We start from the raw sequence: 22,405 nt of genomic DNA, 5'->3' as shown, positions 1-22,405 counted from the left end.
CTATCGGCGTCAGCTCCGTGACGGAGCCTGCAAGATTTTCCGTACGCCGCTTGGCGGGAATATTGGCACCGTCGTGGGAACCGCTGCCCGATCCGGGGGCGCAGCATGCAGCCTGACCGCGCCGGCCAGTTGCGGATCGTACTGATCGACGACCACGCGCTGCTGCGCGAGGTGGTGTGCGAGACGCTCAACGTGGAACCGGACATGGTCGTCGTCGGCGTCGCCGCCAGCGGTGCCGCCGGCATCGCGCACTGTGAGATCGAACAGCCCGGCGTCGTGCTGCTCGACGGGAACATTCCTGACGAGTCGGTGACCGAAACAGCGCACGCTATCCGCTCCACCTCGCCGAACGCGAGAATCCTGATCGTCAGCATGCCCGACGATCCGGCGCTGGTGCGCCAATTGCTCGACTGCGGCGTCCGGGGCTATCTGAACAAGTCGGCGAGCCGGAACGACCTGGTGTCCAGCATCCGCGCGGTGTGCGCGGACAACATCCGCATCGTGCTCCACATATCCGTCGAGGCGCTGACGCACATCGCCACGACGGCGAACTGCCAGGACAAGCTCACCCGGCGCGAGATAGAAATCCTGACCCTGGTGAGCAAGGCCATGAGCAACCGGCAGATCTCGCGGCGACTGACTATCGCCGAGGGAACCGTGAAGCGCCACCTGGGCACCATCTTCACGAAGTTGGGCGCTCGCTCCCGGCTCGAAGCGGTCAACAAGGCGGTTTCCATCGGGCTCATCGCCCGCGCCGGGTGAAACGCCGGGAGAAATGCCGCCGACTGACAAGGCGCAATAACCGCAGGCGCAGATCAAGGGAAGGTACGCAGACTGTGGCAAGCTTAGAGGGCAAGACCGCGCTGGTGACGGGCGGTCGGACCGGTCTCGGCTTCGGCATCGCCACCGCGTTGGTGGAGCGGGGCGCGAACGTCGTGATCACTTCACGCACTGAGGACGAGCTGCGCAAGGCGGCCGCCGCACTCGGCGAGGAACGGGCCCTCGGGGTCGCCGGTGACGCCCGCGACCCCGAGCACCAGCGGATCGCGGTGGAGACCGCCGTCGACCGGTTCGGATCCCTCGATCTGCTGGTCAACAATGTCGGCGGTACGGAGCGGACCGCCCGCCGGTTGGTCGATGTCGATCTGGCGTCGTACCGGCGCACCGTCGAGATCAATCTGATGTCCGCCCTGACCTGGGTCCAGACGGCCTGGCACGGCTGGCTCGGCGAGCACGGCGGCGCCATCGTCAACATCTCCTCCATCGCCGGGGAACTCGCCGTTCCCGACGGCACGGCCTACGGGACGGCCAAGGCGGCGCTGAACCACTTCACCCGGCAGATGGCGAACGAGCTCGCCCCCGCGGTCCGGGTGAACGGCGTCGCGTCCGGCACGGTCCTCACCGACTTCACCCGGGCGAACGTCGAGGGCAGGGAGGACAAGGTCATCGGCTCCATCCCGCTGAGGCGCCTCGGCGAACCCGCCGACGTGGGCGCCGCCGTGGCCTTCCTGCTGTCGGACGAGGCATCCTGGATCACCGGGCACACCCTGGTCGTCGACGGCGGCCGGCTCCTGCACAACAGGTAGGACGACACCGGCGCGGTCGAGGATCGCCGCGCGGCGATCCTCGATCCATCCCCGTGCTTTCCGCGGGGCGGTGACTACCGGGTGAGCTGCTCCGCGAGGGGCCTCCCCGAGACCCCCCAGTCCGACCAGGAGTCGCGTCCGGCCAGCACCTCCTGATGGAGTTCCCGCAGCACCCCCGAGGGTTCGAGGCCGAGTTCGGCCGACAGCGTCCGGCGCAGATGCTGGTAGGCGACGAGCGATTCGTTCCGCCTGCCGCTGGAGGCCAGCGCCTTGATCAGCTGCGCGTGGTACCACTCGTTGAGCGGGTGGGTCAGCAGCATCGCCTTCAGCTCCCCGACCAGTTCCCGGTGCCGTCCCAGCATTGCGTCCGCCTGGATGCGCAGTTCGACGGTGTGCGCCCGCTGCTCCGTGAGATGGACGACGTGCGCCTGGATCGACGGGCCGGCGGTCACATCGGCGAGCGCCGGCCCCGACCAGAGATCGAGGGCCTGTCTCAGTAACCGCGCGGCCGCGGCCGGATCGCCGGCGGCGAGCGCGGTCCGCCCCTGCTTGGACAGCCGGAGAAACGCTGCCAGGTCGAGCTGGTCCGGGTCCACCCGGAGCATGTAGCCGGTGCCGCAGGTGGCGAGCACCTGCTCGACCGTACCCTCCGGCACCCACGGTTCGAACTGACGCCGCAGCTGGTAGATGTACGTCTGCGCGGTGGGGACGGCACTCTTCGGCGGTTTGTCACCCCATAGTTCATCGATGATCGCGTCGAGCATGACGATGTTGTTCGAGCACAAGAGCAGCTGCGCCAGCACCCGCCGCGCCATCGGCGCGGTCGGCGTGCAGTCGCCCAGGTCGTTGGTGACGGTTAGGCGGCCGAGTGCCTGGAATCGCAACACGGGCTAATGCCTCCACACAGTGAACGTCGGGTCGGGCCTCGACCCAGACTCTGCCGATCCCTTTGCCGGGCAGGCAATGCTGCGAGGCGAAGGTCCCACCCCGGTGACCGAGTCGGATCGTGTCCTCTACAACCTTCGTCGCATTGCCGGGACGAGAGGTTTGCGAGCGGCGGCACCGGCCGAGCCCACCCTTCCCGAGAGCAGAGTGAGATTCCGCTGTCATGACAGAGAACTTCGTGAAAACGAGTGGTCAGGACGTCGTCGCGGTGGTCGGTCTGTCGTGCCGCCTTCCGGGCGCGAGCTCGCCCGAGGCGTACTGGGAGCTGCTCGCGGCCGGCCGGGAGGCCGTCGGTGGGGTTCCCGCGGACCGCGCCGTCCACGTCGGCACCCGGGTGGCCAGGGCCGGTCTGCTCGACGGCGTCGCGGATTTCGACGCGGGCTTCTTCGGGGTGTCGCCCCGCGAGGCCGCGGCGATGGACCCACGGCAGCGGCTGATGCTGGAACTCGCGTGGGAAGCGCTCGAACACGCGGGAGTCGACCCGTCGGCGGCGCGGGGCAGCCGGGCCGGAGTCTTCCTCGGGGCGATGGGGGACGACTACGCCGGTCTGGTGCGCGACCAGGGCGCGGGAGCGATCGACAGCTTCACCCTGTCCTCGCTCCAGCGTGGTGTCCTCGCGAATCGGATCTCCTTCTTCCTGGGACTGTCCGGCCCGAGCGTGGTCGTGGACTCGGCACAGTCCTCCGCCCTGGTTGCCGTGCACCAGGCGTACGAGAGCGTGCGACGCGGGGAGTCGGCGTGGGCGCTCGCGGGCGGGGTCAACCTGATCCTCTCGCCGGAGTCGACGGCGACCGCGAGCGAGTTCGGCGCGTTGTCGCCGGACGGCCGCTGCTACACGTTCGACGGGCGCGCCAACGGCTACGTGCGCGGCGAGGGCGCCGGCCTGGTCGTGCTCATGCCCCTGGCGGACGCCCACGCGTACGGCCACGACGTCGTGTGCGTGATCCGCGGCGGAGCGGTGAACAACGACGGCGGCGGCGAGCAGCTCACCACGCCGAGCCGGGCGGGGCAGGAGGACGTCCTGCGGGCGGCCCTCACCGACGCCGGGACGCGGTCCGCCGAGGTCGGATACGTGGAGCTGCACGGCACCGGAACCCCCGTGGGGGACCGCGTGGAGTCGGCGGCGCTGGCCGCGGTCTTCGCCGACCGGGACCGGCCGCTGGTGGTGGGGTCGGCGAAGACCAACGTGGGGCACGCGGAGGGAGCGGCGGGGGTCGTCGGCCTCATCAAGGCGGCCCTGGCCGTCCAGCACGGCCAGGTCCCGGCGAGTCTGAACTTCGCCGCCCCGGCGGACGACATCCCGCTCGCCGAGCTGGGCATCGAGGTCGCCGCCGAGCTGCGCGCATGGCCCGGCGACGAGCCGCGGGTGGCCGGCGTGTCCTCGTTCGGGATGGGCGGCACGAACTGCCATCTTGTGCTCGCGCAGGCCCTGGATCCGTCCCCTGCCGAGGAGAACCACGGCGTGCGGGCGGGCACCGTTCCCTGGCTCGTGTCCGGCGGCACCGAGCGGGCCCTGCGGGTCCAGGCCGAACGGCTGGCCGGACACCTCGCCGCACAGGACGGCCCGGACGCGCTCGACATCGGGTTCTCGCTGGCGACCACCCGTGCCGCGCTGCCGCACCGCGCCGTCGTCATCGGCGAGGACCCGGCCGAGCTGAGCGAGGGACTGGCCGCGCTGGCGGCCAACCAGCCGGCGCCGAACGTCGTGTCCGGTGCGGTCGCCGAGGGCGGGACGGCCTTCATGTTCACCGGGCAGGGCGCGCAACGAACCGGCATGGGACGGGATCTGTACGCGCGTTTCCCCGTGTTCGCCAAGTCCTTCGACGCGGTGTGCGCGGAACTGGATCCGTCGCTGGGCGGAGAGCTGCGGGAGATCGTGTGGTCCGACGCGGACCTGCTCGGCCGGACCCGGTACACGCAGGCGGCGCTGTTCGCGCTGGAGACGGCGCTGTTCAGGCTGATGGAGTCGTTCGGAGCGCGTCCGACGCATCTGATAGGTCATTCGATCGGTGAGGTCACGGCCGCGCACGTCGCGGGGGTGCTGTCGCTGTCCGACGCCTGCACGCTCGTCGAGGCGCGCGGACGGCTGATGCAGGCCGCCCGGTCCGGTGGGGCGATGGTGGCCGTCAACGCCGACGAGGGCGACGTGCGGGCGCTGCTGCCCGTGTCAGGGGTGAGCATCGCCGCCGTCAACGGGCCCCGCTCGGTGGTGATCTCCGGAGACGCCGACCCGGTGCTCGCGACCGCGGAGTCCTTCCGCGCCGCAGGAGTGAAGACCAAGCGGCTGAACGTCAGCCACGCGTTCCACTCCCACCATCTCGACGGAGTTCTCGACGAGTTCGCCGACGCCATCCGCGGGCTGACCTTTCACGCTCCCCGGATCCCCGTCGTCTCGAACCTCACCGGACGCCCCGCCACCACGGACGAGCTGACCGACCCCGACTATTGGGCACGTCAGATCCGGGGCACCGTCCGCTTCGCCGACGGCATCCGCGCCCTGCACGACGCGGGCGTCTCCCGCTACCTCGAGCTCGGCCCCGACCCCGTACTCGCCGGCATGGCCCGGGAGACCCTCGCCGAGCAGGCGCCGGCGGCGGTGGCCACGCTGCGCACCGGGCAGGCGGAGGTCCGCACCCTGCTCAGGGCGCTCGGCACCCTGCATGCCACGGGGGCGCCGGTGGACTGGACGCCGCTGTTGGACGGCGGCCGCAGGGTCGTGCTGCCCACGTACGCCTTCCAGCGCCGCCGACACTGGATCGGCGAGGCGCGCGAGGCCGCGCCCGCCGCGGAGCCGGCGCGGGTCCACGACCGCGGGAGCCTGCTCGATCTGGTGCGCACCCACCTCGCGGCCGTCCTGGGGTACGACGCGGCCGACATGACGCCGCTGACGTCGTTCAAGGACCTCGGCCTGACGTCGCTCACCGCGGTCGAGCTGTGCGCTGGGCTGTCCTCGGAGCTGGGTCTGGCTCTGCCGGGATCGCTGGTGTTCGACCACCCCACCCCCGATCGGTTCGCGGCGTTCCTGCACGCGAAGCTCACCGGACACGGCGACGCGGAGGGCGCGCCGAGCGTCCCGGCATTTCGTGACGGCGACGCCGACGATCCGATCGCCATCGTCGGGATGGGCTGCCGGTTTCCCGGTGGCGTGTCGTCGCCGGACGCTCTGTGGGAGCTGGTGCGGTCGGGTCGGGACGCCGTGTCCGGGCTGCCGCGCGATCGTGGCTGGGATCTGGACAACCTGTTCGACCCGGACCCGGAGACCTCCGGGCGGACGTACGTCCGGCAGGGCGGATTCCTCGACGACATCGCCGGTTTCGACGCCGGGTTCTTCGGGGTGTCGCCGCGCGAGGCGCTGGCGATGGATCCGCAGCAGCGGCTGCTCCTGGAGACCGCCTGGGAGACGCTGGAGGACGCCGGGATCGAGCCCGGATCGCTGCGCGGCAGCGACACGGGCGTGTTCATCGGCGCCATGGCGGGCGACTACGGCCCGCGGCTCGACACCCCGCACGGCGGGGTCGACGGATATGTGCTCACCGGTACCAGTGGGAGCGTCACGTCGGGCCGGTTGGCGTATTTCCTGGATCTGGAGGGGCCGGCTGTGACGGTGGACACGGCGTGTTCGTCGTCGTTGGTCGCGTTGCATCAGGCTGCCCGGGCGGTGCGGAGCGGGGAGTGCTCCCTGGCGGTGGCTGGTGGTGTGAGCGTGATGTCCTCGCCCGGGGTGTTGGTGGAGTTCTCCCGGCAGCGTGGGCTGTCCGCTGATGGGCGGTGCAAGGCGTTCGCGGAGTCGGCGGATGGGACCGGTTGGGGTGAGGGTGCGGGTCTTGTGGTGCTGGAGCGGTTGTCGGTGGCGCGTGCCCGTGGGCATCGGGTGTTGGCGGTGCTGCGGGGTTCGGCGGTGAACCAGGACGGTGCGTCGAACGGGTTGACGGCTCCGAACGGTCCGTCGCAGCAGCGTGTGATTCGTCTGGCGCTGGCGGATGCGGGGCTGGGCGCGGGTGATGTGGATGTGGTGGAGGCGCATGGTACGGGGACGAGGCTCGGTGATCCGATCGAGGCGCAGGCGTTGCTGGCCACGTATGGGAAGGGGCGTTCGGAGGACCGGCCGTTGTGGCTGGGTTCGCTGAAGTCGAACGTCGGTCACACGATGGCGGCGGCCGGGGTGGGTGGTGTGATCAAGATGGTGGAGGCGCTGCGTCGTGGGGTGCTGCCCGCCACGTTGCATGTGGATGAGCCGACGTCTCATGTGGACTGGAGTGCCGGGGGAGTTCGGCTGCTGACCGAGTCGCGTGAGTGGCGTTCGGAGGGCCGGCCGCGTCGTGCGGGGGTGTCGTCGTTCGGGATCAGCGGCACCAACGCGCATGTGATTTTGGAGCAGGCGCCGCCGGCCGAACAGTCACTGCCGCCGGAGTCCGTCCCGCCGTCGGAGTCCGTCCTGCCGCAGGAGTCCGTCCCGCCGGCGGGGTCCGTCCTGCCGGCGGGGCCGGTGTCTTTCACGGAGCAGGCGGGGCCGGTCGGGTGGGTGTTGTCGGCGCGGAGTGAGGAGGCGCTGCGGGCCCACGCGGGGCGGATCGCCGAGGCCGCCGCTGATACCGGGGTGCCGTTGGAGGACGTGGCGGCGACGCTGGCGGCCCGTACCGCGTTCGAGTGGCGTGGCGTGGTGCTGGGTGCCACGCGTGAGGAGTTGCTGGTGGGGCTGGGTTCCCTCGCGGAGGGTGCTCCTTGCGATGGCGTGGTGACGGGGGTCGCCGGGGCCGGCGGGACGGTGTTGGTGTTTCCGGGGCAGGGTTCGCAGTGGGGTGCGATGGCGCGGGAGTTGTATGCGGGTGCTCCGGTGTTCAGGGCCCGTCTCGAGGAGTGCGCGAAGGCGTTGTCCGCCTTCGTGGAGTGGGATCTGCTGGATGTGCTGCTGAGCGATGACGGTGGTGTGCTGCTGTCGCGGGTGGATGTGGTGCAGCCGGCGTTGTTCGCGGTGATGGTGTCGCTGGCGGCGTTGTGGGAGGCGCACGGGGTGCGCCCGGATGCGGTCGTGGGGCATTCGCAGGGGGAGATCGCTGCCGCGTATGTGGCGGGGGTTCTGTCGCTGGAGGACGCGGCGCGTGTGGTGACGTTGCGCAGTCAGGCGATCCGGGCCTTGGCCGGGCGGGGCGGGATGGTGTCGGTCGGGCTGTCGGTGGACGAGGTGCGGCCGCGTCTGGGGCGGTGGGGCGGCGATGTCGAGATCGCCGCGATCAACGGTCCGACGTCCACGGTCGTCTCCGGCAGCGCGGGGGCTCTCGACGAGCTGCAGGCCGTGTTCGAGGCCGAGAACGTGCGTACCTGGCGTATCCCCGTCGACTACGCCTCGCACTCCTGCCACGTCGACCGACTGCGCGAGAACGTCATGGATCTGCTGGCGCCGATCACCCCGCGAGCCGGTGACCTCCGCTTCTACTCGACCGTCACCGGGCGGCGGATCGACACCACCGAGCTCGACGCGGACTACTGGTTCCGCAATCTCCGCGAAACCGTCGAGTTCGAGGCCGTCACCCGGTTGTTGCTGGCGGACGGCTTCGACACCTTCATCGAATGCAGTCCGCACCCGGTTCTGGTCGCCGGTGTGCAGGAGACCATCGACAGCACGCACACTCCGGCCCGCGCCATCGGGACTCTGCGTCGCCATCACGGTGGCCTGGACAGCTTCCTGCGCTCCACCGGCGAGGCGTTCACCGCCGGCGCCACCACCCAGCACACGCCCGCACGTCCGCACGACGGCCGTCATGCCGACCTGCCGACCTACCCCTTCCAGCGGACGCGGTACTGGCTCGAGCCCGACACGAGCCGACGTGACATCGCCGCCAGCGGGCTGACCGCGGCCGGCCATCCCCTGCTCGGCGCGGTCACCGAGGGGGCGACCAGCCTGGTCCTCACCGGTCGGATCTCCCTGGCCACGCATCCCTGGCTGGCCGACCACCAGGTGGCCGGCACCCTCGTGGTGCCCGGCGCCGCCTTCGCCGAGCTGGCGGTGTACGCCGCCGACCGGGTCGGCGCCGGCAGCATCCGTGAGCTGACCGTGCGGTCCCCGCTCGTCCTGCCCGAGCACGGCGCCGTACGGCTACGGGTGGAGGTGAGCGAGCCGGCCGCCGGTGAGAGCGGGCGTACGGTGCGGATCGACGCCCGGCCGGACATGGGCACGGCCACGTCCTGGACGTGTCACGCGACGGGTGTCCTGGACGCCGAGACGCCGTCCCCGGACTGGGACCTCACGGCCTGGCCCCCCGCCGGGGCACGGCCCGTGGACGTCTCCTACGAGACCCTGGCCGCCCAGGGGTACCACTACGGTGCGGTGTTCCAGGGGCTGCACCGGATGTGGCGCCACAACGACCACGTCTACGCCGAGATCTCCCTCCCCACCGAGCCCGACGCCTTCACCATCCACCCCGCCCTCCTCGACGCCACCCTCCACGCCGCACTCATGAGTCAGGTCCTGCCGAGCGACGGCCGGATACGACTGCCGTACGCATGGGAAGGCGCCACGCTGTACGCCTCCGGCGCCTCCGCGCTGCGCGTGTCAGTGACGACTGCGGGGGACAACGCGATACGGCTGCGCGCGGCGGACGGCGCCGGCATGCCCGTGGCAGAGGTGGCGTCGCTGGCCATGCTTCCGGCCGACCTCGCCGACCTCGGCTCCGCGGCCGTCAGCCGGGACTCCCTGCTGCACCTGGAGTGGACACCCGCGCCGTCGGCGGACGCGGCACCGCCCACCCGGCTCTCGCTGCTCGGCCACGACCCGTTCGGCCTGCGCGCGGCGACGGCGGACGGCGTCGACTGGCGACGGTTCACCGAACTGTCCGCGATACCCGGCGACTCGTCCGACGTGGTCGTATGCATCGAAGGGGATGAGACGGCAGACGTCCCCGGAGCCGCCCGCACGGCGCTGTACCGTGCGCTCGACCTGGTCCAGGCCTGGGTGTCCGACGAACGCTTCGGGGAGGCGCGGCTGGTCGTGGTGACCCGGCGCGCGGTGATGACCGGATCCGGCGAGCCCGTACCGGACCTGTCCACCGCGCCCCTCTGGGGGCTGCTCCGCTCCGCGCAGAGCGAGCATCCCGGCCGGCTGATCCTGGCCGACGTGGACGAGGACGCTCGCTCGTCGGCCGCGCTGCCGTCCGCGCTAGCCGGCGGCGCCACCCAGTTCGCGCTGCGTGACGGACGGGTCGTGGTGCCGAGACTGGCCAGGGCGAGCTCCCAGGACGGCCCACGGGGACCCGCGGGCATGCCGGGGCGGCCGGAGCCCGAGGGCCGGCGCGGGCCGGAGGCGCCGTCACGGTGGGACACCGACGGCACCGTGCTGCTCACCGGAGGTACCGGAACACTCGGCAGGCTGTTCGCCCAGCACCTGGTCACGCAGCACGGGGTGCGGCACCTGCTGCTGGTCTCCCGGCGCGGACCGGACGCCTCGGGAGCCGCGGACCTGGTCGCCGAGCTGTCCGGGCTGGGCGCCGAGGTGACGATCGCCGCGTGCGACGTGGCCGACCGGGGCGCGCTCTCGGCACTGCTCGCGGCAGTCCCGGCGAACCACCCGCTCACCGGCGTGGTGCACGCCGCCGGGACCCTGGACGACGGGCTGATCGCCGGGATGACACCGGAGAAGATCGACGCCGTCCTCACGCCGAAGCTGGACGCGGCGTGGAACCTGCACGACCTGACCAAGGACCTCGGGCTGTCCGCGTTCGTGCTGTTCTCCTCGATCATGGGCACGATCGGCAACGCGGGCCAGGCGAACTACGCCGCCGCGAACGTGTTCCTCGACGCGCTCGCCCAGTACCGCCACGCCACCGGACTTCCGGCGACCTCGCTCGCGTGGGGGTTCTGGAGCGAGCGCAGCGAACTGACCCGCGGCCTGAACGACGCGGACATCGCCCGCATGGCGCGCACTGGGCTGAAGCCGCTTCCGTCGGACGAGGGCGTCGCGCTGTTCGACGCGGCGTTCGCCCGAGGTGAGGCCACCGCTGCACCGGTCGCGCTCGACCTGGACCGGCTGCGTGCGCAGGCCGCGGGGGCGACCCTGCCGGAGGTTCTGCGCGGGCTGGTCCGGGCGCGGCGCGCGGCGACCGCCGTCACGGCGACCGCGTCGACGCTCGCCGACCGGCTGGCCGGCCACACGGCCGAGGACGTCGACCGCGAGCTGCTCGATCTGGTGCGCTCCCACACCGCCACCGTGCTCGGCCACGCCGGCGCCGACTCCGTACAGCCGGCCGTCGCGTTCAGGGAGCTCGGCCTCGACTCGCTGTCCGCGGTGGAACTCCGCAAGCGGCTCAACGAGGTCACCGGACTGCGGCTGTCGGCCACCGTGGCGTTCGACCGGCCGACCCCGTCCGCGCTGGCCGCGTTCCTGCGCGAGGAGCTGCTCGGCGGGAGCACCCAGGCCGTCGCTCCGGCCGCTGCGGCCGCCACGGCGGAGGACGATGATCCGGTCGCCGTCGTCGGGATGGGCTGCCGGTTTCCCGGTGGCGTGTCGTCGCCGGACGCTCTGTGGGAGCTGGTGCGGTCGGGTCGGGACGCCGTGTCCGGGCTGCCGCGCGATCGTGGCTGGGATCTGGAGAACCTGTTCGACCCGGACCCCGGACGGACCGGCAAGAGCTACGTGGACAAGGGCTACTTCCTCGACGACGCGGGGGAGTTCGACGCCGGGTTCTTCGGGGTGTCGCCGCGCGAGGCGCTGGCGATGCACCCGCAGCAGCGACTGCTTCTGGAGACCATGTGGCAGACGCTGGAGGACGCCGGGATCGAGCCCGGATCGCTGCGCGGCAGCGACACGGGCGTGTTCATCGGCGCGATGTCGCAGGACTACGGGCCGCCGATGCACGAGGGGTCCGCGGAGGCCGATGGGCTGCTGCTCACCGGTACCAGTGGGAGCGTCACGTCGGGCCGGTTGGCGTATTTCCTGGATTTGGAGGGGCCGGCGGTGACGGTGGACACGGCGTGTTCGTCGTCGTTGGTCGCGTTGCATCAGGCTGCCCGGGCGGTGCGGAGCGGGGAGTGCTCCCTGGCGGTGGCTGGTGGTGTGAGCGTGATGTCCTCGCCCGGGGTGTTGGTGGAGTTCTCCCGGCAGCGTGGGCTGTCCGCTGATGGGCGGTGCAAGGCGTTCGCGGAGTCGGCGGATGGGACCGGTTGGGGTGAGGGTGCGGGTCTTGTGGTGCTGGAGCGGTTGTCGGTGGCGCGTGCCCGTGGGCATCGGGTGTTGGCGGTGCTGCGGGGTTCGGCGGTGAACCAGGACGGTGCGTCGAACGGGTTGACGGCTCCGAACGGTCCGTCGCAGCAGCGTGTGATTCGTCTGGCGCTGGCGGATGCGGGGCTGGGCGCGGGTGATGTGGATGTGGTGGAGGCGCATGGTACGGGGACGAGGCTCGGTGATCCGATCGAGGCGCAGGCGTTGCTGGCCACGTATGGGAAGGGGCGTTCGGAGGACCGGCCGTTGTGGCTGGGTTCGCTGAAGTCGAACGTCGGTCACACGATGGCGGCGGCCGGGGTGGGTGGTGTGATCAAGATGGTGGAGGCGCTGCGTCGTGGGGTGCTGCCCGCCACGTTGCATGTGGATGAGCCGACGTCTCATGTGGACTGGAGTGCCGGGGGAGTTCGGCTGCTGACCGAGTCGCGTGAGTGGCGTTCGGAGGGCCGGCCGCGTCGTGCGGGGGTGTCGTCGTTCGGGATCAGCGGCACCAACGCGCATGTGATTTTGGAGCAGGCGCCGCCGGCCGAACAGTCACTGCCGCCGGAGTCCGTCCCGCCGTCGGAGTCCGTCCTGCCGCAGGAGTCCGTCCCGCCGGCGGGGTCCGTCCTGCCGGCGGGGCCGGTGTCTTTCACGGAGCAGGCGGGGCCGGTCGGGTGGGTGTTGTCGGCGCGGAGTGAGGAGGCGCTGCGGGCCCACGCGGGGCGGATCGCCGAGGCCGCCGCTGATACCGGGGTGCCGTTGGAGGACGTGGCGGCGACGCTGGCGGCCCGTACCGCGTTCGAGTGGCGTGGCGTGGTGCTGGGTGCCACGCGTGAGGAGTTGCTGGTGGGGCTGGGTTCCCTCGCGGAGGGTGCTCCTTGCGATGGCGTGGTGACGGGGGTCGCCGGGGCCGGCGGGACGGTGTTGGTGTTTCCGGGGCAGGGTTCGCAGTGGGGTGCGATGGCGCGGGAGTTGTATGCGGGTGCTCCGGTGTTCAGGGCCCGTCTCGAGGAGTGCGCGAAGGCGTTGTCCGCCTTCGTGGAGTGGGATCTGCTGGATGTGCTGCTGAGCGATGACGGTGGTGTGCTGCTGTCGCGGGTGGATGTGGTGCAGCCGGCGTTGTTCGCGGTGATGGTGTCGCTGGCGGCGTTGTGGGAGGCGCACGGGGTGCGCCCGGATGCGGTCGTGGGGCATTCGCAGGGGGAGATCGCTGCCGCGTATGTGGCGGGGGTTCTGTCGCTGGAGGACGCGGCGCGTGTGGTGACGTTGCGCAGTCAGGCGATCCGGGCCTTGGCCGGGCGGGGCGGGATGGTGTCGGTCGGGCTGTCGGTGGACGAGGTGCGGCCGCGTCTGGGGCGGTGGGGCGGCGATGTCGAGATCGCCGCGATCAACGGTCCGACGTCCACGGTCGTCTCCGGCAGCGCGGGGGCTCTCGACGAGCTGCAGGCCGTGTTCGAGGCCGAGAACGTGCGTACCTGGCGTATCCCCGTCGACTACGCCTCGCACTCCTGCCACGTCGACCGACTGCGCGAGAACGTCATGGATCTGCTGGCGCCGATCACCCCGCGAGCCGGTGACCTCCGCTTCTACTCGACCGTCACCGGGCGGCGGATCGACACCACCGAGCTCGACGCGGACTACTGGTTCCGCAATCTCCGCGAAACCGTCGAGTTCGAGGCCGTCACCCGGTTGTTGCTGGCGGACGGCTTCGACACCTTCATCGAATGCAGTCCGCACCCGGTTCTGGTCGCCGGTGTGCAGGAGACCATCGACAGCACGCACACTCCGGCCCGCGCCATCGGGACTCTGCGTCGCCATCACGGTGGCCTGGACAGCTTCCTGTGGTCGGCCGGGGATGCCTTCACCGCGGGGGCCGTCGACCGCTGGAACCCGGCGGACCAGAGCCGTGGCGGACATGTCACCCTGCCCTCCTATCCGTTCGAGCGGACGCGGTACTGGCTGACCCCGGACACCGGCCGTCGTGATGTCGGTGCGGTCGGGCTGACCGCGGCCGGCCATCCCCTGCTCGGTGCTGTCGTCGAGGGTGCGGCCGGCACGGTCTTCACCGGCCGGGTGTCCCTGGCCACTCATCCCTGGCTGGCCGACCACCAGGTGGCCGGCACCCTCGTGGTGCCCGGCGCCGCGTTCGTGGAGCTGGCGGTGTACGCCGCCGACCGGGTCGGCGCCGGCAGCATCCGTGAGCTGACCGTGCGGTCCCCGCTCGTCCTGCCCGAGCACGGCGCCGTACGGCTACGGGTGGAGGTGAGCGAGCCGGCCGCCGGTGAGAGCGGGCGTACGGTGCGGATCGACGCCCGGCCGGACATGGGCACGGCCACGTCCTGGACGTGTCACGCGACGGGTGTCCTGGACGCCGAGACGCCGTCCCCGGACTGGGACCTCACGGCCTGGCCCCCCGCCGGGGCACGGCCCGTGGACGTCTCCTACGAGACCCTGGCCGCCCAGGGGTACCACTACGGTGCGGTGTTCCAGGGGCTGCACCGGATGTGGCGCCACAACGACCACGTCTACGCCGAGATCTCCCTCCCCACCGAGCCCGACGCCTTCACCATCCACCCCGCCCTCCTCGACGCCACCCTCCACGCCGCGTGCACCGAGGGCCCCCGGCTGGCGACATCGTGGCGCGGAGTCGCCGTGCACGCGGTCGGCGCGTCCGCCCTGCGGGTGCGGATCGGCCCGGACCGCGCCGGCTCGGTGTCGGTGACGCTGGCCGACACCGTGGGTGATCCGGTCGCCGAGTTCACCGTCGGTACCACGCCCGTCGAACCCGGGGAGCTGCGGGCCGCCGGGGTCGTACAACTCGGCGTGCTCCACCGGGAGGCATGGGTCGACCACCTCGCGAAGTCGTCGCCCCGGAAGGCGAACTGGGCCGTCGTGGGCGAGGATCCGCTCCGCGCCGCGGCGGGGCTGACGGCCGCAGGCGTGTACGCCCGGGCATACCCGGGACTCGACGCCCTGGCCGAAGCCGACGGGGACGCGCCGGACTATCTGCTGCTCACCGTGCCGACGGGCGCGGAGGTCGCCGCCACCGTGCGGGAGACACTGAGCCGGCTGAACGCGGTGCAGTCGGCCGAGAGGCTCGCCACGGCGACCGTGGTGTTCCTGACCACCGCCGCCGTGCCGGCCTTCGACCCTGCCGGCGCCGACCTCGCGGGCGCCGCGGTGTGGGGGCTTGTCCGGTCCGCGCAGGCGGAGAACCCCGGACGGTTCGTCCTCGCCGACGTGGACGCCGACGAGGCGTCCTGGCGTGCGCTGCCGAGGCCCGTCATGTCCGGCGAGCCGCAGATGGCCCTGCGCGAGGGTCGGGTCAGGGTGCCACGGCTCGCCCCGGGCGCACCGGTGGGTACGAGGGAGCGGTTCGCCGGCCACGAGGGCACCGTGCTGATCACAGGCGGGACCACACCCATGGGCGAGCGACTGGCGCGGCACCTCGTCTCCGTGCACGGGGTACGGCATCTGCTGTTCACCGGCGCCGAAGCCCCCGAGCCGACCGCGGAACTCACCGCGCTGGGCGCCGCCGTCACCACCGCGGCGTGCGATCCGGCCGACCGCACGGCGCTGCGGGAGCTGATCGGCCGTCTGCCCGCGGAGCGTCCGCTGACCATGGTCGTGCACATACCGCAGGCTCCGCCGCACGACAGAACCCTGTCTGCGCCACCGTCTCAAGCCCCGGACGCGCTCGCCGAGGTGGTGGGCGCGATGGTCGGTGCCGCGGGAGTCCTCGACCAGGAGATCGGGGAGGCCACCCTCGTCCTGTGCTCGTCGTTCGCCGGAACCGTCGGTGGTGCCGGAACCGCCGCCACGGCCGCGTCAGCGGTCGCGCTGGACGCGCTGGCCCGACGGCGCCGGGCGCGCGGCGCCCCCGCGGTGTCGCTGGCCTGGGGGCCCTGGACGGCGGACGACGCACCGTCCCGTGGCGGGAACGCGGGAGTGGGCGTGCTGGGGGCGCGGGAGGCCGTCGCGCTGTTCGACACCGCCTGCCGCGCGGACGAACCCGTGTGGATCCCGGCCAGGCTGGATCTGGCCGAGCTGACCAGGCAGGCCGAGGCCGGGGAGGCGCTGCCGCCGCTGTTCAGGTCGCTGGTCAAGACCACCGGCAAACGCACGGCGAGCGGAGGCGCGGTCTCGGTCACATCGCTGCGGCAACGGCTCGCGTCGATGGCGGAGGCCGAACAGGACCGGACGCTGTCCGGCCTGATCTCCACACAGATCTCGGCGGTGCTCGGGCTGGAGTCGGCCGACGTGGTGCGGCCGAACCAGATCCTGCTCGACTTCGGCTTCGACTCGCTGTCCATCCTGACCCTGCGGAACCGCCTCGACTCGGCGACCGGTGTGCGTCTGGACACCGCGTCGATGTTCCACCGGTCGACACCGGACGACCTGGTCCAGCACCTCAAGCAGGCACTGCTCGACAACCGATCCGGCAGAGGAGCCGATGATGCCCCCATCGATGACACAGTCTGAGCGCGTCGTGAAACCGACAGGACGTGGCTATCTTCTGCTCGACGCGCATCCGGTCGGATGCTTCCGCAGCGTGGAGCTGATGCGGGCCGAGGTGCCGGTCCCGGAGAAGCCACCGGCGCGGCGGCCCACGGCGCTGGTCATCGGGTCGAGCTCGGGCTACGGTCTGGCGAGCACGATCGCCGGGCTGGTGCGGTACGGCATCGACGGCGTGGGGATCGGCCTCGAACGGCCGGCCGGGCATCGCAGCGCGACCGCCGGGTGGTATCGCACGGTCGCCACCGACGCGATCGCCCGCGAGCTCGGGGCGGACTTCTCGTTCCGCAACGCCGACGCCTTTGCCGACACCACGAAGACCGAGACGCTGGATCTGCTGGCCGAGCGGTTCGGCGGCGTGGACTACCTGATCTACAGCGTCGCCGCGCCCCGGCGCACCGACCCGCGGAGCGGCACGACCTACCAGTCGGTGCTCAAGCCGCTCGGCGCGCCGCACACCACCCGGAACCTGGAGTTCGCCGACGACGGAGCCGCGCAGGTGCGGGAGGTCACGGTCGCCCCGGCGACCGAGGCCGAGGCCGCCGCGACCGTGGGGGTCATGGGCGGCGAGGACTGGTCCCGCTGGATCACGGCGCTGGCCGAGCGCGGGCTGCTGCGGAGCGGCTTCCGCACGGTCGCCCTCACGTACATCGGCTCGCCGCTGACCTCGGCGATCTACCGCGGGGGCACGATCGGCGCCGCCAAGGCCCACCTGGAGTCCACCGCGCGCGCCCTGACCGAGCGGCTGGCCGCGGTGGACGGCCGCGCCTTCACCTCGGTGAACGGCGCCCTGGTCACCCAGGCGCTGACCGCCATCCCGGGCATCCCGCTCTACGTGAGTCTGCTCCGTGGCGTTCTCGGCGACCGTTTCCCGTCCCCCGTGGCGCAGTCGCTCGACCTGTGGCACCAGCTCACCGCGCGCCGGCCCGACGTGGACGACTCCGGCCGCATCCGCCTCGATCGCTGGGAGCTGTCCGAGCCGGTCCAGGCGGCGGTGGCCGAACGCTGGCGGTCGATCACTCCCGAGACCGTCACCGCGCTGGCCGACACCGCGTGGTTCCGGGCCCAGTGCCGTGCCCTGTACGGCTTCGACGTCCCCGGCGTCGACTACACCGTCCCGGTCGCGACCGACCTGCCCTGGCCGGAGTCGTAGACATCGGAGTCCACCCATGGGCATCTCGCTGCTCCTCGGCTGACCACCGCACGGCGGTCAGCCGAGGAGGACGGCTCAGCGGAAGTCGTCGGCGTGGTCGGCGGCCCACTGCGCGAACGTGTGCGCGGGCCTGCCGGTGATCCTGTCGACGATGACCGAGACCGGGGCCGGAACGCCGTCGGCGGCGGCCCACATGCGCAGTAGCGCCTCGGCCACGTTCGACGGCGCCTTCTCGGCGAATTCCTCCCGCGCCTGCTCGACAGAGACCGTCTCCACCCGGATCGGGCGCCCGAGGGCCTCACCGATGTGCTCCACCTGGCGCCGCAGCGTCAGCGACTCGGATCCGTGGACGGTGTAGGCCTGGTGGGAGTGGCCGGGCTCGGTCAGAGCGGTCACGGCGAGCGCGGCCATGTCCTTCTCATGGACGGGTGCGTTCTGCGCTTCCGGGTACGGAAGGCGCACGACGCCCTCCCCGCGGATCGATTCCCCCCACCACCAACGGGCGTTGGTGGCGAACATGCCCGGCCTGATGAACGTCCAGTCCAGCCCCGACCGCTCGATGGCCAGCTCGACCGTCCGGTGCATCCGGGCTATCGGGTTCTGTTCGGAGGTGGCCATCACGACCGACACCGACGACAGCAGGACCACCTGCCGGACGCCGGCGGACTGCGCCGCCGCCACGAATGCCTCGATCTGCTCCGGTTTGGCGTACAGGAACACCTTGTCGGCACCGGCCAGCACCGCGGGCAGGGTCTCGGGGCGCTCCAAGTCGGCCTGGACGACCTCCAGCGTGGACGGAAAGCCGCCCGCTTCCGGGTTTCTGCTGGTGCCCCTGACCTTCTCGCCGACGGCCAGCAGGCCGGCAGCGACATTGCGGCCGACGTTTCCACGTGCGCCGAAGACAACGGTAACCAATGATCCGACCTCCGCGTGGTTGATGGTGCGGGTGGAGCATGCATCGACCGTTCAGGTCTGCGAGCGGACCGGAAGGGCACGTTCCGCGACCTCGGGGTCCGCTCGTCGGCCCCCCGCCCGGCGACCGAGGCTCGCACGGGTCACCGAAAAAAACAAACTGCGTACGTCGTACCTTCTTTTGCTATCCTGCATCCGTGGGGCTTACACGTGGACCGTCGAACACGCCTTGTTCCACGTGCAGTTGATGCTGCCTTGAGCAGGCCGAGTGGGTCGCCCGCGAGGGCATGCACAGAGGGGAATTCAGGTGAACAAGACGTATCCGCCGCCCAGCGCGGCGATCGACCCCGACCCGAGCAGGTCCTGGTTATGGCGAGCGTGGCCGCTGGTCCGGGCACACCGGTGGATGTTCAGCGCGGCCCTGGTGATGTCCGGGGCCAGCATGCTGGTGGTCGTACAGGTGCCGAGGCTGATCCAGGACGCGGTGGACAACTCGATCGTGTCGGACAGGGTGCCGCTGTCGCACTACATGTGGTGGCTGGTCGGGATGTCGGTGATCATGCTGGTCGTCGGCTACCTGTCCAAGCAACTGCTCTTCCGCGCCGCGGCCAGGATCGAGTACGACCTGCGCAACATCGTGTACGAGCACCTGACCGCCATGTCGTTCCCGTTCTACGACCGGATGCAGAGCGGGCAGCTCATCTCCCGTGCCAACTCCGACATCCGCGCGGTGCAGATGTATCTGGCGTTCGCGCCGTACCTGCTGGTGCAGTCCGGTATCTCGCTGGTGTCGTTCGCGTACATGCTGGCGATCGACGTGCCGCTGGCCATCCTGGCCATGCTGCCGATGCCGCTGATGTTCGTGGCGAGCCGGCGCATGCAACGGTCCCTGTTCCCGGTGTCCTGGCTGATCCAGGCCCGGCTGGCCGATGTCGCGACCGTGGTGGACGAGAACGTCAACGGCGTGCGCGTGGTCAAGTCGTTCGCGGCCGAGCGGAGCCAGCTCGCCTCGCTGCAGAAGGCCGCGACGAGCGTCGCCTGGGCGAACGTGAAGGACGCCGATCTGCGCGCGCGGTGGACGCCCCTGGTGCAGAACCTGCCCCGCGTCGGCATGGCGATCGTGCTGCTGTACGGCGGATACCTGGTCATTCACGGCGAGCTGGGCGTCGGCGCGATCCTGGCCTTCAACGCCTATCTCCTGATGCTCCAGGTTCCGTTCCAGGTGATCGGCAACCTGATCATGCTGGGGCAGCGGTCGTCGGCCGCGGCCAAGCGGCTGTACGAGGTGCTGGACGAGAAGCCGGAGATCGCGGACGCCCCCGACGCGCGGGAGATCACCGGGCCGCGCGGTGACGTCCGGTTCGACGATGTCACCTTCGGCTACGGCGACGGCCTCGACGTGCTGAAGGGGTTCTCGCTGCAGCTCCGCCCCGGCGAGACCGTGGCGCTGGTCGGCCGGACCGGCACCGGAAAGTCCACCGCGGCCAGACTGCTGCCGCGTTTCTACGACGTGCGCGCCGGCTCCGTCAGCGTGGACGGGCACGATGTGCGGGACCTGACCCTGCGCAGCCTGCGGGACACCGTCGGCGTCGTACTGGACGAGCCGTTCCTGTTCTCGGCGTCGGTCCGCGACAACATCGCCTACGGGCGGCCGGACGCGGACTTCACCGACATCGAGCGGGTGGCCCGGCTGGCCGGGGCCCACGAGTTCATCACCGAACTGTCCGAGGGCTACGACACCGTCATCGGCGAACGCGGCTACACGCTGTCCGGCGGGCAGCGGCAGCGCATCGCGATCGCCCGGACGCTGCTGCTGAATCCGCCGGTGCTGGTGCTCGACGACGCCACCAGCGCCATCGACGTCCAGGTGGAGCAGGAGATCCACGCCGGGCTGCGGTCCCTGTTCGCCGGCCGGACGACGCTGATCGTCGCGCACCGGCTGTCCACGATCAGCCTGGCCGACCGCGTGGTGCTGCTGGACGGCGGCCGGATCGTCGCGGACGGCACGCACAAGGAGCTGCTCGCGAGCACGCCGCTGTACGCGGAAGTGCTGGCGCAGGCGGACGAGACCATCGAGGAACTGGGGAGTGTGGGCCGATGACGTCTCCCACGGGAGGTGGCGCCGCGTTCAACGGAGGCGGCAGGGCCACCGCGCCAGGTCTGCCCTTCGCCGGAGTGCCGCCGGAGATGCAGGCGAGCGTCGACACGTTGCTGAAGACCGAGCCGGAACATCCCGAGCCCGAGGTCGTGTTCGAGCACGGCCGGCCCGATCCCGACGGCGCCGAGCTGAGTCTGCGGCGGCTGATCCGCCCGTACTGGCCGATCGCGCTGCTGGGCGGCGTGTTCGTGGCCCTGGAGGCGCTGACGCTCCAGGCCGGTCCGAAGCTGACCCAGATCGGCATCGACGACGGCATCACGGCGAAGGACTCCGGCACGCTGGTGCTGGTCGCGATCGCGTACCTGGTCAGTCTGGTGGTCACCGGTGCCGCGCAGGCCGCGCGGGTCAAGGTGACCGGGCGGATCGCCGCGTGGGTGATGAACGACCTGCGGGTACGGGTCTTCACCCAGTTGCAGCGGCTCTCGCTGAACTTCTACACCGGCGAGAAGTCCGGCGTGATCATGACCCGGATGACCAGCGACATCGAGAACCTCCAGGCGTTGCTGCAGGACGGTCTGGCACAGCTCGCCGTCCAGGGCCTGACCATGGTCGTTGTCACGGTGGTGCTGTTCACCTTCGACGTGCGGCTGGCGCTGATCACCGTCGTACTGGTCGTGCCCGTCCTGACCGCGCTGTCCGTGTGGTTCCACCGGGCGTCCGGCAAGGGCTACGTGCGGGTGCGGGACACCATCGCCGCCGTCATCGCCGATCTCTCCGAGAGCCTGCAGGGAGTGCGCATCGTAACGGCGCACAACCGGCAGCAGCACAACATCGAGCAACACCGACAGGTCACGGGCACGTACTACGACGCCAATGTCCGCACCGGACGGATCAACTCGATCTACACGCCGAGCACCCAGGTCATCGGTGTCGTTGGGCAGCTCGCTCTGCTGGCCATCGGCGCCGGCATGGTCGCCGACGGGGAGCTGACCATCGGCGAGCTGGTGACGTTCCTGCTCTCCCTGGGCGCCTTCTTCCAGCCCATCCAGCAACTGGTGCAGCTCTACAACACGTACCAGCAGGGGCAGTCGTCGATCGTGAAGCTCAGGGAGCTCCTGAGCACGCGGGCGGAGGTCGAGGAGGCTCCCGGAGCCGTCGACCTGCCGAAGGTCGAGGGCGAGATCGTCTTCGAAGACGTCACGTTCGGCTATGTTCCCGACCGGCCGGTGATCTCCGAGGTGTCGCTGGACATCCGGGCCGGTGAGACCGTGGCGTTCGTCGGCCCCACCGGTGCCGGCAAGTCCACCCTCGCGAAACTGGTCACCCGGTTCTACGACCCGACGTCCGGCCGGATCCTCATCGACGGGCGCGACCTCCGGGACGTGCGGATAGAGTCCCTCCGGCGGCAGATCGGCGTCGTTCCGCAGGAACCCTTCCTGTTCGCCGGGCCGCTCCGGGACAACATCCGTTTCGCCGTCCCGGACGCCTCCGACGGCCGGGTGCGGGAGGCGCTGCGGGTGGTCGGCCTGGTCGACGTGGTCGAGCGGCTGCCCGACGGCCTCGACACCGTCGTCCAGGAGCGGGGCCAGTCGCTGTCCTCCGGCGAACGGCAACTCGTCGCCCTGGCACGGGCCTTCCTGGCCCAGCCCCGGGTGCTGGTCCTGGACGAGGCCACGTCCAACCTGGACCTCCAGTCCGAGACCAAGATCGAGCAGGCCCTGGACGTGCTGCTGGAGGGCCGAACCGCGATCCTGATCGCACACCGGCTCTCCACCGCGATGAAGGCCGACCGCATCGTCGTCGTCGACGAGGGCCGCATCGTCGAGGTCGGTGCGCACGACCAGCTCCTCGCCGCCGACGGCAAGTACACCCAGATGTACGCCGTCTGGACCAATCAGGCCGCCGAGGCCCACTGAGAGGAACCTCGCGCGTCCCGCTCCCGGCCGCGGAGCGGGACGCGAGCGTCCGGGCTACGGGCACGAAGACATGTGAAGTGACCCATC

The 22,405-nt window shown here is 71.2% G+C and carries 8 protein-coding genes; 6 read left to right on the top strand and 2 right to left on the bottom strand.

What is annotated here, in order from left to right; translation table 11 throughout:
* Positions 1–105 precede the first annotated feature (105 nt).
* A complete protein-coding gene (locus GTY58_RS12440) occupies positions 106–762 on the top strand; it encodes a response regulator transcription factor (RefSeq protein ID WP_010983809.1) in 657 nt (218 codons plus the stop codon).
* Positions 763–836: 74 nt separating this feature from the next.
* Positions 837–1,586 (top strand): SDR family oxidoreductase, encoded by a 750-nt coding sequence (locus GTY58_RS12435; RefSeq protein ID WP_037650155.1) that lies wholly within the window; start codon positions 837–839, stop codon positions 1,584–1,586.
* 74 nt (positions 1,587–1,660) lie between these two features.
* Here GTY58_RS12435 and GTY58_RS12430 read toward each other — a convergent pair whose 3' ends face one another.
* Positions 1,661–2,473, bottom strand: a complete 813-nt coding sequence (locus tag GTY58_RS12430; RefSeq protein WP_010983807.1) for an AfsR/SARP family transcriptional regulator — start codon at positions 2,471–2,473, stop codon at positions 1,661–1,663.
* Between the two features lie 221 nt (positions 2,474–2,694).
* On the opposite strand from GTY58_RS12430, the gene GTY58_RS39580 reads away from it, so the two are divergent.
* Together GTY58_RS39580 and fabV are read left to right on the top strand one after the other, a co-directional pair.
* Positions 2,695–16,206, top strand: a complete 13,512-nt coding sequence (locus GTY58_RS39580) for a type I polyketide synthase (protein ID WP_042492970.1) — start codon at positions 2,695–2,697, stop codon at positions 16,204–16,206.
* On the top strand, positions 16,193–17,392 hold the full coding sequence (fabV, locus tag GTY58_RS12405; protein WP_037652876.1) for an enoyl-[acyl-carrier-protein] reductase FabV: 1,200 nt from the start codon (positions 16,193–16,195) through the stop codon (positions 17,390–17,392). Before GTY58_RS39580 ends, fabV begins: the two co-directional genes overlap by 14 nt.
* A gap of 75 nt (positions 17,393–17,467) precedes the next feature.
* On the opposite strand, the gene GTY58_RS12400 is transcribed toward fabV, so the two are convergent.
* A complete protein-coding gene (locus GTY58_RS12400; protein WP_037652877.1) occupies positions 17,468–18,307 on the bottom strand; it encodes an NAD(P)H-binding protein in 840 nt (279 codons plus the stop codon).
* A 304-nt stretch (positions 18,308–18,611) separates the two neighbouring features.
* Here GTY58_RS12400 and GTY58_RS12395 point away from each other — a divergent pair, with 304 nt between their 5' ends.
* Both GTY58_RS12395 and GTY58_RS12390 read left to right on the top strand, forming a co-directional pair.
* On the top strand, positions 18,612–20,405 hold the full coding sequence (locus GTY58_RS12395; RefSeq protein WP_010983803.1) for an ABC transporter transmembrane domain-containing protein: 1,794 nt from the start codon (positions 18,612–18,614) through the stop codon (positions 20,403–20,405).
* Positions 20,402–22,318: an ABC transporter ATP-binding protein gene (locus GTY58_RS12390; RefSeq protein ID WP_010983802.1), complete on the top strand. Its 1,917-nt coding sequence runs from the start codon at positions 20,402–20,404 to the stop codon at positions 22,316–22,318. The genes GTY58_RS12395 and GTY58_RS12390 overlap by 4 nt, the downstream gene beginning before the upstream one ends.
* The last annotated feature ends 87 nt before the right edge of the window (positions 22,319–22,405 follow it).

It is taken from the genome of Streptomyces sp. SID5469, assembly GCF_009862865.1.
In the GTDB taxonomy this organism is placed as follows: domain Bacteria; phylum Actinomycetota; class Actinomycetes; order Streptomycetales; family Streptomycetaceae; genus Streptomyces; species Streptomyces avermitilis.
The sequence above is the reverse complement of the archived record's forward strand: the minus strand, read 5'-3'. Positions and strand labels throughout refer to the sequence as shown.

Excerpts from the sequence above, each read along its gene's own strand:
- GTY58_RS12440 (WP_010983809.1), top strand. The coding sequence starts at position 106 with ATGCAGCCTGACCGCGCCGGCCAGTTGCGGATCGTACTGATCGACGAC.
- GTY58_RS39580 (WP_042492970.1), top strand. The coding sequence starts at position 2,695 with ATGACAGAGAACTTCGTGAAAACGAGTGGTCAGGACGTCGTCGCGGTG.
- fabV (WP_037652876.1), top strand. The coding sequence starts at position 16,193 with ATGACACAGTCTGAGCGCGTCGTGAAACCGACAGGACGTGGCTATCTT.
- GTY58_RS12390 (WP_010983802.1), top strand. The coding sequence starts at position 20,402 with ATGACGTCTCCCACGGGAGGTGGCGCCGCGTTCAACGGAGGCGGCAGG.